The organism is Candidatus Chloroploca sp. Khr17 (assembly GCF_004138165.1).
GTDB lineage: Bacteria > Chloroflexota > Chloroflexia > Chloroflexales > Chloroflexaceae > Chloroploca.
The window spans coordinates 23394-39870 of the sequence record NZ_RYFF01000029.1 but is presented as its reverse complement, the minus strand read 5'-3'; the positions used below and the strand labels follow the sequence as shown (position 1 = coordinate 39870).

General features: G+C 59.5%; 15 protein-coding genes. 3 read left to right on the top strand and 12 right to left on the bottom strand.

Going from position 1 to position 16477, the window contains the following annotated elements:
* Positions 1-3 precede the first annotated feature (3 nt).
* The 11 genes from EKD05_RS16325 to EKD05_RS16275 all read right to left on the bottom strand — a co-directional run bounded on the left by EKD05_RS16325 (position 4) and on the right by EKD05_RS16275 (position 13017).
* Positions 4-1095, bottom strand: a complete 1092-nt coding sequence (locus EKD05_RS16325) for a phage late control D family protein (protein WP_129674636.1) — start codon at positions 1093-1095, stop codon at positions 4-6.
* A 40-nt stretch (positions 1096-1135) separates the two neighbouring features.
* Positions 1136-1318 carry a hypothetical protein gene (locus EKD05_RS16320; protein ID WP_129674634.1) on the bottom strand — a complete coding sequence of 61 codons (183 nt, stop codon included), beginning with the start codon at positions 1316-1318 and terminating at the stop codon, positions 1136-1138.
* Between the two features lie 168 nt (positions 1319-1486).
* A complete protein-coding gene (locus tag EKD05_RS16315; protein ID WP_129674632.1) occupies positions 1487-2695 on the bottom strand; it encodes a hypothetical protein in 1209 nt (402 codons plus the stop codon).
* Between the two features lie 236 nt (positions 2696-2931).
* Positions 2932-3423 (bottom strand): phage tail protein, encoded by a 492-nt coding sequence (locus EKD05_RS16310; protein ID WP_129674630.1) that lies wholly within the window; start codon positions 3421-3423, stop codon positions 2932-2934.
* Positions 3416-5302, bottom strand: coding sequence for a phage tail sheath family protein (locus EKD05_RS16305; protein ID WP_129674628.1), 1887 nt, complete (start codon positions 5300-5302; stop codon positions 3416-3418). The genes EKD05_RS16310 and EKD05_RS16305 overlap by 8 nt, the downstream gene beginning before the upstream one ends.
* 382 nt (positions 5303-5684) lie before the next feature.
* Positions 5685-6125 carry a phage tail protein gene (locus tag EKD05_RS16300; RefSeq protein ID WP_129674626.1) on the bottom strand — a complete coding sequence of 147 codons (441 nt, stop codon included), beginning with the start codon at positions 6123-6125 and terminating at the stop codon, positions 5685-5687.
* Positions 6126-6143: 18 nt separating this feature from the next.
* On the bottom strand, positions 6144-8567 hold the full coding sequence (locus EKD05_RS16295; RefSeq protein WP_129674624.1) for a phage tail sheath subtilisin-like domain-containing protein: 2424 nt from the start codon (positions 8565-8567) through the stop codon (positions 6144-6146).
* A gap of 35 nt (positions 8568-8602) precedes the next feature.
* Entirely contained in the window at positions 8603-9421 is an 819-nt protein-coding gene (locus EKD05_RS16290) for a hypothetical protein (protein ID WP_129674622.1), read from the bottom strand.
* A gap of 364 nt (positions 9422-9785) precedes the next feature.
* Positions 9786-10379 carry a DUF4255 domain-containing protein gene (locus tag EKD05_RS16285; protein ID WP_129674620.1) on the bottom strand — a complete coding sequence of 198 codons (594 nt, stop codon included), beginning with the start codon at positions 10377-10379 and terminating at the stop codon, positions 9786-9788.
* Positions 10380-10384: 5 nt separating this feature from the next.
* Positions 10385-10648: a hypothetical protein gene (locus EKD05_RS16280; protein ID WP_129674618.1), complete on the bottom strand. Its 264-nt coding sequence runs from the start codon at positions 10646-10648 to the stop codon at positions 10385-10387.
* Positions 10649-11409: 761 nt separating this feature from the next.
* Positions 11410-13017 carry a carboxyl transferase domain-containing protein gene (locus tag EKD05_RS16275; RefSeq protein ID WP_129674616.1) on the bottom strand — a complete coding sequence of 536 codons (1608 nt, stop codon included), beginning with the start codon at positions 13015-13017 and terminating at the stop codon, positions 11410-11412.
* Between the two features lie 227 nt (positions 13018-13244).
* Here EKD05_RS16275 and EKD05_RS16270 point away from each other — a divergent pair, with 227 nt between their 5' ends.
* From EKD05_RS16270 to EKD05_RS16260, 3 genes are all read left to right on the top strand, one after another.
* Entirely contained in the window at positions 13245-13664 is a 420-nt protein-coding gene (locus EKD05_RS16270) for a YccF domain-containing protein (protein WP_129674614.1), read from the top strand.
* Positions 13665-13887: 223 nt separating this feature from the next.
* Positions 13888-14304, top strand: coding sequence for a methylglyoxal synthase (locus EKD05_RS16265; RefSeq protein WP_129674611.1), 417 nt, complete (start codon positions 13888-13890; stop codon positions 14302-14304).
* Between the two features lie 389 nt (positions 14305-14693).
* Positions 14694-15398, top strand: coding sequence for a response regulator transcription factor (locus EKD05_RS16260; RefSeq protein ID WP_129674609.1), 705 nt, complete (start codon positions 14694-14696; stop codon positions 15396-15398).
* Positions 15399-15500: 102 nt separating this feature from the next.
* On the opposite strand, the gene EKD05_RS16255 is transcribed toward EKD05_RS16260, so the two are convergent.
* Positions 15501-16418, bottom strand: a complete 918-nt coding sequence (locus EKD05_RS16255) for a R2-like ligand-binding oxidase (protein WP_129674607.1) — start codon at positions 16416-16418, stop codon at positions 15501-15503.
* Positions 16419-16477: the final 59 nt, after the last annotated feature.

Sequence of the window (16477 nt, the reverse complement as noted above, 5' to 3'; positions counted from 1 at the left end):
TACTCATCTGCCGCCCCAATACGCGCTCTCGGCCTCAAAGTCAACCTGATAGCCCCGGGTCTCATCCCAGCGATGGCACGCCGAGGTGACATAGTAGGTATTTTCAAAACGCGGCCCCACCCCAACCAGATCGATGTGCGTTCCGACGCGCAGCTTTGGTTCACCGACCGCCGTGCCTTCGATGCAGACAAAGCGACGGGCGCGCTGGTCAAATGCCGCTTCGGCGATCGCCTGCGCTTCATCGCCCGTCGCCATCGCCAGATGGCCGATGTGATGCGTGCGCTGCCGCCCGATGCGCTCGAGCACATCCTTGCCGGTGGTGCCGCTCCCCGGGCCAGTCGCCGTCAGCCGACTGGCGGTACCAGTGATTTTGCGCCCCGCCAGCGCATCCCAACCACTCGTCGTCATCTCGGTCACCTGGTGCGCCAGGTCGGCGAGCATGCTCACCTGCACCAGCGCCTCATACATCGTCAGGGTCAACGGATCGCCGCGTCGCACGGCACCACGCGGCGAGACATGCAATTCAGTCCCGACGACCTGCAAATCAACATCGTAGCGTCGGCAGATGCGACGCACAAACGCGAGATCGCTCTCATTCAATTGCACCTGCGTACCAATATTTGTCTCAAGGCCATCGGCAATCACCGGCGTCAAACTCAACGTATCGGCGAGTTCCTCGGCAAGTCCTTTCACCGTCACTTCATCCTCATCAAAGGTGCGCGTCTTGCGCGTCATCCGCGCCAGCATCAACGCATCCTCGGCAAGCACAACCAGTTCGGGCGGGCCGTCTTCGGGCAAGCTCAACTCGAAGCCAGTAACCACGCCCCGAAAGATCTCCTCCGGCGCGCTCACATCACCTGCACCAACCAGAATTTCAGCCCCTAACTGATAAATTTCTTCATCTTCAAAAGCATAATCGGCATCGCCTTCCGTATCACTCGCCTTGCCACTGTACCGTAACTCCAGGGCCGCCAGACCACCCTCCTGCTCGGTCATCGTCATCCCAATCAGCAGTTCCTCAATTTTGGCATAGGCCTGCTCAGCGACCCGCACACTTGGCCGCATATACACCAGATCTGGAGGAGCTTCTGTCATCTATCAATACCCTTTGCGCCTTTGCGCCTTTGCGTCAAATCTAATCAGCCCGTAACCGCGCCTGCCGCCGCTGCATCCGCCGCAACGCCCGTGCCACCTGCTCAGGCGGCAACTCCAGCAGGCTCCTTGCCTCCTCCTGGTCAACCTCCCGCCCACCGGGTTCGGCCCGCTCTGCGCCGATAACGCCCTCGACCATATCAAAACGAACATCGTTACTGCTCATCGCTGCTTCACCGCCCCTCTCGACGCACTACGTTTCAAAGAAGCTCACATCAAGCCGCAAAGTGTGAGCACACCTACACTAAAACCTTTGCGCCTTTGCGCCTTTGCGTCAAAAAAACCTCTGCGCCTTTGCGCCTTTGCGTCAAAAAAACCGCGACGCAACCTCTCATCACGCATCAAACTGAAGCTTCGCGCTCAGATTGCCCTTCACCTTTGCACTCAGGCTCGCCGAGCCTTCCAGATGGGCCTGCCCGCCAACTTTGAAACTTGCTCCCTGATCCGTACTGATATTTGAAGAAATGCTGCCTTTAATAATATTATTCGTATTCAAAGACGTTGTCTTTTTAACACTCGTTGTATGATGGAGACCACTGAAAGCTCCTGCCGACGCCGTAACCCCTGCTGACGCCGTTGCACCAAACATCGCCCCGCCCCCGGCGCTGGCTCCGGCCCCGAACCCCGCCGCCGCGCTCGCGCCAAAGCCGGCGCTGGCTCCGGCCCCGAACCCCGCCGAGGCGCTCGCGCCAAAGCCGGCGCTGGCTCCGGCCCCGAACCCCGCCGAGGCGCTCGCGCCAAAGCCGGCGCTGGCTCCGGCCCCGAACCCCGCCGAGGCGCTCGCGCCGATCCCGGCGGAAACTCCTGCACTGAGGCCAAGCGAGGCCGATGCGCCTGCCGAGAAAGCGGCCGCAGCGCCGATACTTGCGCCTGCCCCGACTGCCAGTGCCCCCGCCGGAAAACGCAAACTCTCCAGGCCATTCGCCAGCGCCAGCATCCGGGCCGCCCCTGGATCACCGCCTTGCGCCGCCGTATCCGCCGGGCTCCCTGCCGTCGGGTTGTCTTCGCCGCCATCGGGGGCTGGTGCAACAACCGCACTATCAAGCCCACTCAAACCCTGACCCACATTCGCTGTATCACCGTCGTTCGCCGAACGCGTGTCAAACTGCTTGTCTTTGCTCGTAAAGGTCACGTTCAAGGTCGAACGTAGCGGTACACCACCAGCGGCAAAAAAGTCGATCGTCTCTTTGTATGACTCAACATACCCTTCAAAAACAAAAGTTCCCCATTCAAACCGAATCGTTGGCGGTATCTTTTTTGTATCATCGTACGGTTGCAAATACCGCGCAATCTTGACCGTCTCGATCCGCACATCCTGCCCGGTGTGCGTCGTATCAAAGATCAGCTCGGTCGCCAGCGTGGCGGTCGTCTGGCTCACATGCTGACGTGCCCGCGCCCCACGGCCCTTTTTCTCAATATTGTTACGCAGGTTATATTCGAGCGACGCCGGATTGAATTGCACCGTCACCGCTTCGAGCTCCTGCCCAGCCCCTTGCGAAATAGGAGTGATAATCGCCTGCTCAGGATTGCTTGTATCTGACATCACCCCTCCTTCGCGCCTTCGCGCCTAAGACATGGTTTCAGAATTGGGTATGCTTGCTTGACCGTTTGGAGTGCCGACTTCAGTCGGCTGCTAGCCTTTTACTCCATAGTTCGCTATGCGCGACACGGGCGAGACCTCACAGCCCATCTTCGTTTATTCGTTATCAGCATTCGTGGTCGGCGGTGCTGGCAGAAAACTTAGGTTACAGACTAATAAATTCCCCCCACCCCCCGCCTCTACACCACCTCGTACCTCAACCCCTCATGCGCCAGATGAATCTCTTCAATCCCCACATCGTCACCCGTCATGGCATTCAAATCAGGTGATTTGAAGCGGATTGGCATGGCTCGCTCCAATGTCCATTTCAATTGCGGTTCGCCACTATGATCTTGCAGCGTAATCGTCACCTGCAAGCGGTGTTTGTAGGCCCCACTCACATTCATCAGTTCAAACCACTGCCACAGGTGCCGCCGTGTCGTGATGCCCCGCCGCAGAATCACTGTCGCAAAACTGACCCGACCTGGACGCTGCACCACCCCATAGTTCATCCCGCCAACCTGGATCGTTTTCGCTTCCATCGTCGCATCTAAGCCCGAAACTTCGCTGAAATAGCCGTCAACCAGATTCACCGCCGAGCCGACGGCTTCATCAAGCGAGGCTTCTTGAAACTCGACTTTGAACCGAAAGATATGCAGCGGTATCTCTAGCGATAAACTGCTGTCAGTCACGACGACCTCCTACCAGCGAAACCTGCCCGCCCTCGGCAAGCGCTAGCACAACCTGAATCTGCTCAAGGCTGACCGTCGGGGTAAAGGTGACTTCGGCAATCAGGCGTCCCTGATCAAGATCCTGTTGCGTCATGGTGCTGCGATCACAACGCACCTGAAAAGCGTCACTTGCCGCGTCACCACGCAACGCCCCCTGCCGCCAGAGCCCACGCAACAACTGTTCCATCTGCTCCCTCAGCCGCCGCCAGAGCAAAGGGCCGCTCGGTTCAAAGACGAGGCTCTCCCCAAGCAGCCGGGCGGCCCGCACCAGCGTCGCAATCAGGCGATTGACACTTGCCAGCCGGTAGCTTTCATCCAGACTCGTCGTCACATCGCTGAGCAGCCGGAAGCCTGCCGGAGTCGGGCCGAGCAAGGTGACGCGCTCTTCGAGCATATGGCTTTGCGCACTTCGCCTTGCATTGTCCAGGACGGCCGCCTGCATCTGATCACGCCGCAGCCCCGGCACTACGTCATACACATCCCCCAACCTAAGCGTGGCGGCGCTCTGGTAGGTGCCTCGCGCCAGCGCATTGCGCGCCAGCAGGCCCACCACCACGGCATCAGGCGCCTCAAGGCGTTCTGGCAGGTGCGTCGATCCCGGCGTCTTGACCCACGGATACACCAGTTGCACAAAGGCGCTCGCAATGCCGGTCGCCCGATCATTCAGATGATGCGCCAACGGGCCTTCCCCGTTCGCCACCAGTGCGCCAAGCGGATGCTGCTGCATAGCATGACCCGCTTCCGGCAACGGAATTGCGGCAACCAGTTGCGTCTCGCGCTGGTACCGCGCTAGCAGATCGCCCACCAGACGCACCGCTCGCGCCCACGCCTCATATCCTTCGTCATCGCAGCGCGGCGCACGGATCGCAACCTCTTCACGATCGGCGGGTGGCGCAACCGGCTCTGAACAGATCACAAACCGCTCCTCGGGCACCGGCAAGGGCAGCGGCAACTCGAGCGCAACCCGGCCCGCACTGACAATCTCGGGGAGATCGGGCAGGCAGACAAAGGAAACATCAGTCAACCCCAGCACATGCGCAACGCCCTTCCATGTCGTCTGGTCAAGCGGGTCAACCTCGATCCGGTCTGGATACCCCGGAATCACCTGGTTCATCAAGGCGTGCAGGCGTTCGTGGCGCGTCTGACCTGCCGCTGGTTCCAACAACGGCGGATCACCAACCCGCACCACATAACACTTGCGCCCGCCTTGTGCAAAAAACGAGCGTACTGCCGCACCAAGATAGCTCGTTCCAGTTCTCCCCTGCGCATCAAACACGCGCTCTTCCCAGGCAAAGAGTTGATCAAACATATCCCAGGTATCAATCGGAATTGGCAAATTCGTCAGGTCAGGGATCGTCGTGATGCGCAGCGTCTCGCCCGCCACCAGCGTATCAAGCGCAAACCCGAGCGCCGGATTGCGCCGCACCTGCACCGACGCCCGCACGCCCTGGGTATCACTGCCAATCACCAGGCGTCCCTGCGCATCGGTGTAGGCGTATCCCCCCGCCATCAGACTGTTGAGCGTCTGCACCAGTCTTGTTGGCGACATTGGCTCCACCGGCAAGACAAGCGTCTGCGTTCTGCTATCAAGCGTGACCGTGAACCGGTTCGCCGGTGCCACCAGGGTCAACGAAGCAGGCAGCGCATCACGCGCCGTCGCCTCGACCGGCGGCACCGCCGTCTCAAACGGCCAACCCCTGGCCGCCAGCCAGCGCAGCACCTCGCCGCCAGTGCTTATCCGGCGCTGCGCCACAAACCCGACAAAACAGGCCAGATCCGCCCGCTGCGGGTCGCTCGTCACCACCGGAATGTCATCAACAAAACTCAGCCCACGTACCATATCCCCATCTCATCCTTTCTGGATGCCGCCGGGCTCATTAGTAGTCTGTAACGTGAGTTTTCTGGGGTCGTTCGCCGACCACGCATGGGGCCACGAAGCAACGAAGAGCGCACCGCACCGCCCCTATTCGTTTTTTCGTTCTCAATATTCGTGGTCGGCGGCGCGACCAGAAAACCTAGTTCCCAGACCAAGGAGTAGTCTGTAACGTGAGTTTTCTGATCCACTTCTGACACACCCATTCGTCGCACATTTGGTGTCTCGATGTACTTTGAACACCCTTTGCGCCTTCGCGCCTTTGCGTCAAATGATCGGGCGGCCCGCCCTCCCTTCAGCATGCTTTGCGCCTTTGCGCCTTTGCGTCAAATCATCAGCGTGCGGTTCATTACTCGATCGTGAACGACTCGCACGCCAACACCAACTCCTCAATCGCAACCTCGCTCCCCCCGCGCGCATTCAGCGACGGGCCGTTGTACCGCATCGGGAAGACCCCCGTCAATGACCAGGTCTGCACATCGTTGTGCGCCTCGTCTTGCAAGGTGATCGAGATGTTCTTCTTTGCAACTGGCCCGGTGCGCCGCGTATCGTCAAGCCACGTCCAGAGATCCGCCGAACTAATGATGCCCCGCCGCAAGGTGATATCGCTCACCGTCGTCATCCCAGGGATTTTGCGCGGGTGATTCTCGGCTTCGTTCCCCGTCCGATATTGGGCGACCCCGATCTCCATCCCCAGGCCCGAAACTTCCGAGAAGCCACCGAAGAGTTCGTTGCCATCGAATTTGACCAGATAATTGAAATCCCCGTAGGGAACACTGCGCTCTGCCATGCTTCACGTTCCTCCTCGCTACCCGCGTGCATCCGCTGTCTTCTGCCCGATCCGGAAGATGACAAATTCGGCGGGCTTGACCACCGCCACCCCGATCTCGCAGATCAGCCGCCCTAGATCAAGATCCTGCTGGGTCATCGTGCTTCGGTCGCAGCGCACAAAGAAGGCTTCCTCGCGGCTGGCTCCAAGCAGTGCCCCGGTCAGCCATTCGGCGTAGAGGAAGTTGCTCACGGTTTCGCGAATATTGGCCCATAGGTCTGGTCCGTTTGGCTCAAATACCGCCCACTGGGTGCTCACGTCAATCGATCGTTCGAGATAGATGAAGTAGCGCCGCACGCTCACATAAAGCCATTCCAGATCCGAGGTGGCTGTCCGTGCGCCCCAGACACGATAGCCCCGCCCGCTTAGGTAGCGTAGGCAGTTGATGCCCTCGGGATTCAAGACATCCTGCTGCCGTTTGTTGACGTCAACCTCGAAGCGCAGCGCGTCACGCACAACCTCGTTCGCCGGGGCCTTCCAGACGCCGCGTTGCACGTCGGTACGCGCATAGATGCCCGACATTGCGCCCGACGGCGGGATGTTGATCTCTTTGGGAATCAGGTCGTTGCCCGGTCGCGCCAGCGGGTTGGCGATCGTGATCCACGGGTAGTAGACCGCCGCATACGTGCTGTCAATCAAGCCCCGCGCCTCGCGGACTTCCCCAACCGTCAGGCCCGGTTTGGTGTCCAGCACCGCAATCCGGTATTTCATCCGCTCGGCATGGCTGATCAGCCGGTTTTGCACGTCCCGATAGAGGATGTCGGCTGTATCGTTCGGGTCGAAGCCACTTGACCCCGGTGCTGCGATGATCGAAATATCTTCGATAATCTCCAAAACTTCCAGGCCCCGTTCGTACGAGACCGCCCCCGCCGTCATCGAGCTCGAAACCGGTGTGCCGCCGTCATTGCCCCCCGCCACCGGGATCGTATTCTCGGTTCCCCCACCAAGCAAGCCGTTAAAGAGGGCAAAGGGTTCATTGGTGCCACTCGTCTGCAACCAGTAGAGATTTTGCAGCGCATCGGCTTTGCGCGAGGGTCTTTGTGGCAGAATAGCCCCGATATACCGCGGATGGGTCGTGGCAAAGCCTAGATTTTCATAGGCCATCAGGTTGCCATCGCCATCCTCGGTCTCAAGGTTGACGCTCACGAGATGGGCCGTGGTCGTCAAGGGCTGACTTGTATCGGGCGCCGGAATGTTGACGCCCCCGACCAACGCCCAACTTCCGTTCGTTTTGAGGAAGTAGCTCGGATTCGCCCCATCCTCGCCCGTCGCCACGGCACTCGGCAAACCAAGCGCCGTCCGACCCGCCGCATCCTGTGCCTGCAGCGTCGCCGCTGTGCCCGTCGCAACCGTCGCAAAGGTGAGTTGCCCCGTACTCGGCGGCATCGTCACCCGCACCGTATTGGGCCGGGCTGTTTCCAGCAACGCCTGAATCTCAGCAATCGTCACATGCTCCAGATCCGCCACATTGCCGCCACCACTGCTACTCGTCCCACCGGCAAACCCAAGCAGATCATTCGCCTGCACCGCCAGCGCAGCACTCGTGCCGCGCCGATCCGTGCCCAGACTAATCTGATCACCATTCTCGATCCAGGCCCGCCCATACCTGATCGACCGATTGATCGCATCAACCAGCGCCACAATGCTCTGGTCGCCCGCCGGCAGAGTGATCGTCTGCTCCATACTATCCACCGTCACCACCAGCGTCGTATCATCAGGCACCGTCACCGGCTCGGCCAGCGCCGTCCCTGTCACCACCGCCGACGTGCCCTGAAACTGGATCGTGACATCTGTCCCCGTGGCGGTCAACGTCAACTGATCATTATGGGTAAGGAAGAACGTCGGCCCCGTACTCCCCCGAAGCGTAGCGGAACGGGCGATCACCTCACCGCCGATCCGCAAGAGCGAGCCATCCGGTGCCGCCGCCATCGTCGCCACATTCGCTGGCGACAACCGCTCGCTCACCCGAATCTCCCCGTTATACCCCGAGCCCGGTTCGCGTGAGCGAAACTGCGCCGTAAAACCGCCCGCCGTCGTCACAAACTGCGCCGATTGCGCCAGGCCACTGCTCGTCACCGTTCCTCCCGCATCAATCCGGGGCTGGAAGGTGCGTGCAATATAGACCCGTGCGCCCCCATTCTCAAAGAAACTGCGCACCGCATGCGCAAGATAGTTCGTCATCTCAGGGGCCGCATCAGTCCCCGAAGCAAACGATAGATTGCTCAACCCGCCGTACATCCGCGTGAACTCACCAAAACTGGTCATCACCTCGGGCGTCCCGGTCAGCGGGCCTTTCCGGGTCGGGCCGACAAAGGCCGTCGTGCTCGTGCTCACCCCCTCAATCGATTTTGGGCGAAAGCTTGTCTCTTCAACATAGACACCAGGCGCCAGATATTCAGGCATAGCACCTCTTCCTTTCGCAACGAACCACTACGTCGTCACAAAACAACATGGATCACCTCTCCCGCACGAATCACCCGGTTGACCACCCCCGACGCCACCACAAAATCACTTAGTGCATCAGGATCAGGTGCCGCTACCAGGATCTGCCGTCGGGCTTCAAGATCGTCAGGGTCAGGCAGGGTTCTCTCAGGGTCAAACCCGGGATGGTGGAACGCTTGGATCGTGATCGCGATCCCCTGGCTGATCACCGGTCCCGTTCCATTCGTCGCCACACTGGTCGTTGGGATCTTCGCAATCTGCACCAGCGCCTCGCCACGACCACGTCCTCGCCATTCCGTAATCCCTTCCCCCATCAGATTGGTGGCATCATCAGCCGCCACCACCCGCACCAGCGCCCCCGGCACCGGTCTCCCCGCACTATCTCGCACCGTCACCCGTACCGCCCCCCACCCAGCCGGTGGCATTGCCGTCGGCGCACGGTACAGCCTCAGATCAAGCGGCGTAAACAAACTATTCACCGCCGCCGGATCAGGATCGCGGGGCAACGCAATGGTTGCCACCCGCGGCAGGTAATTCCCTGTCGAAGGCACAACCTCCACCGCAAAACTCAGGCTACCGATCGCCGGCAGCGCCGGCGGCGCCTCAAACTGATCATGGTGCGTGCGCAAGAGCGGGTGCGAACTACGGTGAAGCACATAGTAATTGCGCCGATTGCGCCGAAACGTCAATTCCGCCGCCCTGATCGTCACTGGCTCAGTCACCACAAGCTGGCGACTCACCCCCTCAAGCTGCGCCACCGTCGCATCAACCAACCGCACCGCCCCCAGCACCCGATGCACAACACGATCAACCACGGTACCACCCCTGTAACGGCTTCACCCGTATCCTGGAATCGAGGGCATCGTGCCCTCGTCGCACGGCTCAACAGTCTGTAAGCTACGTTTCTTGATGCCAGCGGGGGCTTCGACAGGCTCAGCCTCCGCCCATTCGCAACGCCCATCGTCCGCCGTTGGCTGAGCTTGTCGAAGTCAATACCGAGAGCAGAAAACGTAGGTTACACACTACTCAATAGTGTGTGAACTACGTTTCCTGGCGTCCTCAGCCTTCCACGAATGGGGGCACAAATAAACGAATATCGCACCGCACCGCCCCTATTCGTTTCTTCGTGATCAGCATTCGTGGTCGGCGGCGCTACCCGAAAACTTCATTCACAGACTACTAATCATCCAGCGTCTCATACCTGAAATCCGTCACCACCACCGGACGATGCTCCTCTTCTTCATCAGGATCAATCCGCACAACGCGTGCAATATAGCCCGAACTCAAACGATACGTCGGCTCCAACGCATCCCAGATCCGCATCAAACTCTCAATCGTCAACTCCTCCGGGATCACCTGAATCAAATCATCAGGCTGCCACCCAGCCTCCGCCGAGAGTTGCGTCCGGCCAAACGTTGGCTCCTGCGCAAGCTGACTCATCGCCCACGCCACAATATTGTGCTCAGCCATCGCACTCTCAGCCCACACCGTCAACAGATAATGCAGATTCAACGAAAGCGGCAACGGACGACGGGCGTTATCACTTGCCCGCGGCGCATTCCGCCGATGCTCATTAATCGTCACCCGATACAAATAGAGCGACAGCGTCGCCGTCGAGTCAGTCTGAATACTCGTCGGATCAGCCAGTTCCCCACTCGAGATCAAGCGAAACGCGCAAGGATGCTGATCCCTGAGGCTACTCGTGCGATAGGCCTGCCGCAAATAACCGATCAACGAATAACCAACCGAATGGATTGCCAGTACATTTGCCATAACAATCACTTCCGCCTGGGCGCACGCTTCAGAAAACCAGGGGCGAGCAAACGGAACAACCAGTAACTATGGCCCGGATACACCCCAAGCCGGATAAGGTAGATCGCAAGAAAGAGGCTCACTTCTTCCAGACGACGAAACGACTGACGCGTATCATCCTGAACATGCACAATCTGCCCTCGCCAGCCATCGCGCCCATTGCGACCCACTCTACGTTCACGCCACACTCGCACCACAAACGAGTGCGTTGATCGCTCGCGTGGATCCATAGCAAGACTCCTACCTTGCAGTCGGTCGATCAGGGCACCAGGTATCGCTTGCCAAGCCTCACCCGCAGCTACACAACAGCTCTGATGGGCCAGAAACAAGCCAACCTTACGCCAGCAGATCCTGGCTTGAAACAACAATGGGTATGCGGCCCAGTGTACAACCCCGGCGATCCACCCGCGATCCACCCGCGATCCGCCCGCGATCCGCCCCCCCGTAGGGGCGCAGCAGCCCCCCGCCCCCCGTGCGAGAACGGCACGCCGCGTCAGTAGGGGCGCAGCAGCCCCCCCGCCCGCCCCGCGCGCGCAGCAACCCCCCGCCCGCTGCTGCGCCCGCCCGGGTTACGCGCGCAGCGGCGGGCATAGGGCCGATCCCCCGCGCATCGTAGGGGCGCAGCAACCCCCCGCCCGCTGCTGCGCCCGCCCGGGTTACGCGAGCAGCGGCGGGCATAGGGCCGATCCCCCGCGCATCGTAGGGGCGCAGCAACCCCCCGCCCGCCCCCGGGTTACGCGAGCAGCGGCGGGCATAGGGCCGATCCCCCGCGCATCGTAGGGGCGCAGCAACCCCCCGCCCGCTGCTGCGCCCCCCGGGTTACGCGAGCAGCGGCGGGCATAGGGCCGCGCCCGCTTTACGCTTTACGCTTTACGCTTTACGCTTTACGCTTTACGCTTTACGCTTTACGCTTTACGCTTTACGCTTTACGCTTTACGCTTTACGCTTTACGCTTTACGCTTTACGCTTTACGCTTTACGCTTTACGCTTCCTACATCCGAAACACCCCAAATTTCGTCGGCTCCACTGGGGCGTTCGCCGTCGCCGCGAGGCCCAGCGCCAGAACTTTGCGGGTGTCGGGTGGTACCAGGATGCCGTCGTCCCAGAGCCGTGCGGTGGCATAGTAGGGGCTGCCTTCATGGTCGTACCGCGCCAGAATCGGTGCCATAAAAGCCTCCTGCTCTTCTGGCGTCAGATCCTGGCCCCGCGCCTGCAACGCTTCACGCCGCACGGTCAACAGCACCATCGCCGCCTGCTGCCCACCCATCACGCTGATGCGCGCATTCGGCCACATCCAGAGTTGCCGCGGTTGGTAGGCGCGTCCACACATGCCGTAGTTGCCCGCGCCAAATGAACCCCCAACAACCACGGTGAATTTAGGTACATTTGCACAGCTTACCGCAGTGACGAGCTTGGCTCCATCTTTGGCAATGCCACCATTTTCGTATTGCCTTCCCACCATAAAGCCGGTGATATTCTGCAGAAAGAGGAGCGGAATATTCCGTGAGGCACACAGCTCGATGAAATGCGCCCCTTTCAATGAGCTTTCGCTAAAGAGAATCCCGTTATTGGCGAGAATGCCGACTGGGATGCCCTCAATATGGGCAAACCCACAGACGAGCGTTGTCCCATAACGGGTCTTGAATTCGTGCAAGCGACTGCCATCAACCAGGCGCGCAATGACCTCGCGGATGTCGTAGCTCTTGCGGCTATCGCGGGGCAGAAGACCATAGAGCTCTTCGGGATCGTAACGTGGCGGCTCAGGGCTGCGCAGATCCCACGGCGGGCTGCGTCGTGCGCCAAGATGCGCTACGATATCGCGCACAATGCCCAGTGCCTCGCGGTCGTCGGCGGCAAAATGATCCGCAACCCCCGACAGACGGGTATGCACATCGGCCCCACCTAGTTCTTCGGCAGTGACTGTTTCACCCGTCGCCGCCTTGACCAGCGGCGGCCCCCCTAGAAAGATCGTCCCCGTATTTTTGACAATCACCACCTCATCGCTCATCGCCGGCACATATGCCCCGCCCGCTGTACACGATCCCATCACACAGGCGATTTGCGCAATGCCCCGCGCCGAAAGCTGCGCCTGATTGTAAAAAATCCGCCCAAAATGGTCACGGTCAGGGAAAACATCCGCCTGCATCGGCAGAAAAGCCCCGCCGCTGTCCACCAGATAGATGCACGGCAAATGATTCTCGAGCGCGATCTCCTGCGCCCGCAAATGCTTCTTAACGGTCAACGGGTAATAGGTCCCCCCCTTCACCGTCGCATCATTCGCCACAATCATCACCTCGCGCCCAGCAACCCGCCCAATCCCCGCTACGACCCCCGCCCCCGGGACAGGATCGGGATAAACCTCATACGCCGCCAGGGGACTGATCTCTAGCCACGCCGTTCCAGGGTCAAGCAGAAGATCGATGCGCTCACGCGCCAGCAATTTGCCCCGTTCTGTGTGTTTACGGCGCGCCTCTTCGCTGCCGCCCTGCGCCGCCTCGGCCAGACGCGCCCGCAGTTCCTCCGCCAGACCACGATGATACTCGGCATTCTCACGAAATTCGGCACTGTGCGCCTGCACATGACTATGAATGAGTGACATAAGCGTGTAGGGGGTCTTTCATCATTGATCCATCCCAGAAGCAAGCATGTCTTACTGTAGCAGACTTTTCGCCTTCAGCCAACATGGAGATCGGTCGGTCCGTGCTGCGTGTGGCGGATGCTAGCAAAGCTAGCATCCGCCACACGCATAACCTGCAACTTTTCGCAAGCACCCAACGTCATACAGACCGTGAAGTGAAAAGACAGATGCTTGAAAGGATGTTGACAATGGCAGCGCAAACGGTCTATCAAACCGAGCGCGGGGTTAACCTCGTGTTGCGGATACTCTATTTCTTTTTCTTTGGTCTTTGGTTTAGTGCCATCTGGGCCTCAATCGCATGGGTTTTAAGTGTTACAATTCTTGGTCTGCCACTTGGTCTCTGGATGCTCAACCGGCTCCCGCAAGTCACTACCTTGCGCCCGCAACGCAGCAATCTGGTTGTGGCTGAGAATGGCTCAATCTACCATACCGATGTCAAGCAGCGCCCCTTCTTGATCCGGGCGCTCTGGTTCCTGCTCATTGGTTGGTGGTTCAGTGCCCTCTGGCTTGCGGCAGCATGGGCGCTCTGTACGGTCATTATTGGTATGCCCATCGGGTTCTTGATGTTCGACCGCGTACCTGCGGTGATCACCCTGGCGCGCAGCTAAGCCAGCCCTCCGTCCATACGCAAACCAATTGCCTGGCTCGACCAGGCAATTGGTTTATCACGCTTCTGTCATTGACGACGCCTAGAGCCCATGTTATGCTCGCTAAGCCGTCACGGTGTTGATGGCAAGGCAAGCAGACAATGCGAGCCGATTGTTTGGTAACACTCAAAGAGGAGCGCCCAGATCTGGGCGCTCCTCTTCTTTTTTATCTGGAGGATCCATTATGCCAACTATTGCGTTAATTGCCCACGATGGCAAAAAGGCCGATATGGTTGCCTTTGCAACCTACAACCGCGAACGCTTGAAAACCTATAACTTAGTCGCCACCGCTAGCACTGGCAAGCTGCTCAGTGAAAAGGTGGGCCTGCCAGTACGCTGTATGGCGAGCGGGCCGTATGGCGGCGATGCTCAGATTGGTGCCCTCGTCGTCACCGGCGAAATCGATGCGGTGATCTTTCTTGTCGATCCGCTCGACAAACACCCGCACGATCCCGATATCCAGATGCTCATGCGGCTCTGCAACGTCCATAACGTGCCCCTGGCAACCAACGTCGCAACCGCCGATTGCCTCATCACCGTCGGCGATCTGCTGCCGGTTATGGGCAAACCGTTAAGCCTCCTCGATCTATCCCAGTCATAAATGCCTCTCTGCCGACTGATGAAGCTGACCACGAATATGGGCGTTGCGGTATTCGTTTCTTCGTGGCCCCATTCGTGGTCGGCGAACGACCCCAGAAACTTAGTTGACACACTACTCATGGTCTTCCAGGAAATAATCCGGTATGTGCGACACCGGCGCGACCTCACAGGTCTCGCCGACCTGTGAGGTCTGGTCTAGCGGATCATTTACTGGAACACCATCATCCCGACGGCGCTCCCGTCAGGTGGACTTTGCACCAGCCCTGCCAGCAACTCACTGCGGACTTCTGGAACGCTGTACTAGTGGTATACTGAATCCTTAGAGGGCTGCGTTGCTGCGCGACAATATCCGCTGGCAGCACGGCGAGCTTGGCAAACATTGATTCTCTTATGCAACAGATTATGCTGGTGGAAGATGAAGCCGCGCTTGTCACCGCGATCCGTGAGCGCTTCGAAGCCGAGGGTTTTGCGGTGACGACGGCGGCTTCCGGCGAAGTGGCGTTGCATCTGCTCGACACGGTGACGCCCGAGCTTTTTGTGATCGATGTAGGCTTGCCCGGTATAGATGGGTTCGAGTTGTTGCGCCAGTTGCGTACCCGCCTCATTGATGCGCCCGTGATTATTCTGACGGCGCGTGGCGACGAGATCGACCGAGTCGTTGGCCTCGAACTCGGGGCTGATGACTATATGGTCAAGCCCTTTTCGCTGCGTGAATTGGTCGCCCGTGTGCGCGTGCTCTTTCGGCGGATGGCAGCGGTCGCCGCGCTGCGTGCCCAGGTCGCCGAGCAACCCACTGCACCCGCCGCACACACTGATCTCAGCCTCGATCCGGTGCGGCGTAGCATTGCCCTGCACGACCAGCACCTTGTCTTGCGCCCCCGCGAGTTTGCTCTGTTTGAACTGCTCTTTCGGCATCCCGGCCAGGTCTTTACCCGCGAGGCTCTCTTGCGCCAGGTCTGGGGGCAGGGCGCTTTTTTTGATACGCGCACCGTTGATGTGCATATCCGACGCCTCCGTACCCGCCTCGCCACGCTTGACCCTGACCTCGCCGAACGCTTGCAGACCGAATGGGGGGTGGGGTATCGTTTTATTTAGGGCTGTCGCCCTAAAAAACCAGGGGTATGCTGGCGAACGATACCAGCTTTGCTGGTATCGTTCGCCAGCATACCCTTTTACGTGGGGGCCGCAGGCCCCCACTTACCCATCATCGTCGGCGATGTAGCGGTCGGCGATCTGTTCGATCTCGGCGAGGCTTTTGCCGCAGGCTGCTTCGACCCGAGCGAGGCGTTTCTGGAATTGGCCCAGCGCGTAGGTGCTGAAGGTTTCCAGTTCTAGGCCAAAGGGCATCGTGTCGTAGCTCGCAAAGATTTCGTCAATGACGCCCATGGCGTACATCACGAGGTCGTTCATCCGCGTTTCGATGTAGGGCCAGATGTCGTTGTTGGCCGCAATCAGCCGTGAGAGCAGGTAGACCCCGTAGGCGATGTGGCGCGCTTCGTCTTGCTTGAGCAGATAGATGCCCTGGCGGGTGCCTGGCATCAGGTCGTTGGCTTCGAGCATCGTGAAGTAGGCGTGGTACCCTGTTTCGGCCAGCACGCCTTCGACAATCATGTTGTAGGTCAGCGACGCGTCGGCTTGTGCAAAGGGTGAGGGATCGTCAATCAAGCGTCCCATCGCCGTAGGCAAGGCTTCGTAGACCAGGGCGCGGTAACTCGGTGAGTGATAGCGGCTCAGATCGTGGTCACTCTGCGCAACCTCATCGAGAAAACGGGCAAAGAAGTCGGTATGTTTCGCTTCTTCAAAGAGAAATGTGGTCAAAAAGAGTTCTTCTTCGACCCGGCCTTCACGGGCGATGATCTGGATCAGCGGCAAGAGGTCGAGCGTTACCGCCTCTTCGCCCGCTTGGAAGAGCGCCGTCAGACGTAGCAAGAGATCTTGCTCGGGGGCGCTCAAGGTTTGCCAATCAGCGGCATCGCGGGTCAGATCAAGTGTACTCGGGTTCCAGATGCCCAGCCGTTTCGCTTTTTCAAAGAGCCGCATCGGTGGGCTGTCACGGCGCAGGCCACGGGTGGTAGTGACAAAGTTTTGATGGTTCATAGGATGCTCCTTTAGCATCTCGCACAGAGTGGCGAAAACGGCAAGCGAAGCTTGCCGTTTTCGCCACTCTGTGCGAG

Coding starts and splice junctions, on each gene's coding strand:
- EKD05_RS16260 (WP_129674609.1), top strand. CDS start 14,694: ATGCAACAGATTATGCTGGTGGAAGATGAAGCCGCGCTTGTCACCGCG.
- EKD05_RS16255 (WP_129674607.1), bottom strand. CDS start 16,418: ATGCTAAAGGAGCATCCTATGAACCATCAAAACTTTGTCACTACCACC.
- EKD05_RS16315 (WP_129674632.1), bottom strand. CDS start 2,695: ATGTCAGATACAAGCAATCCTGAGCAGGCGATTATCACTCCTATTTCG.
- EKD05_RS16265 (WP_129674611.1), top strand. CDS start 13,888: ATGCCAACTATTGCGTTAATTGCCCACGATGGCAAAAAGGCCGATATG.
- EKD05_RS16325 (WP_129674636.1), bottom strand. CDS start 1,095: ATGACAGAAGCTCCTCCAGATCTGGTGTATATGCGGCCAAGTGTGCGG.
- EKD05_RS16295 (WP_129674624.1), bottom strand. CDS start 8,567: ATGCCTGAATATCTGGCGCCTGGTGTCTATGTTGAAGAGACAAGCTTT.
- EKD05_RS16275 (WP_129674616.1), bottom strand. CDS start 13,017: ATGTCACTCATTCATAGTCATGTGCAGGCGCACAGTGCCGAATTTCGT.
- EKD05_RS16285 (WP_129674620.1), bottom strand. CDS start 10,379: ATGGCAAATGTACTGGCAATCCATTCGGTTGGTTATTCGTTGATCGGT.
- EKD05_RS16270 (WP_129674614.1), top strand. CDS start 13,245: ATGGCAGCGCAAACGGTCTATCAAACCGAGCGCGGGGTTAACCTCGTG.
- EKD05_RS16305 (WP_129674628.1), bottom strand. CDS start 5,302: ATGGTACGTGGGCTGAGTTTTGTTGATGACATTCCGGTGGTGACGAGC.
- EKD05_RS16280 (WP_129674618.1), bottom strand. CDS start 10,648: ATGGATCCACGCGAGCGATCAACGCACTCGTTTGTGGTGCGAGTGTGG.
- EKD05_RS16320 (WP_129674634.1), bottom strand. CDS start 1,318: ATGAGCAGTAACGATGTTCGTTTTGATATGGTCGAGGGCGTTATCGGC.
- EKD05_RS16300 (WP_129674626.1), bottom strand. CDS start 6,125: ATGGCAGAGCGCAGTGTTCCCTACGGGGATTTCAATTATCTGGTCAAA.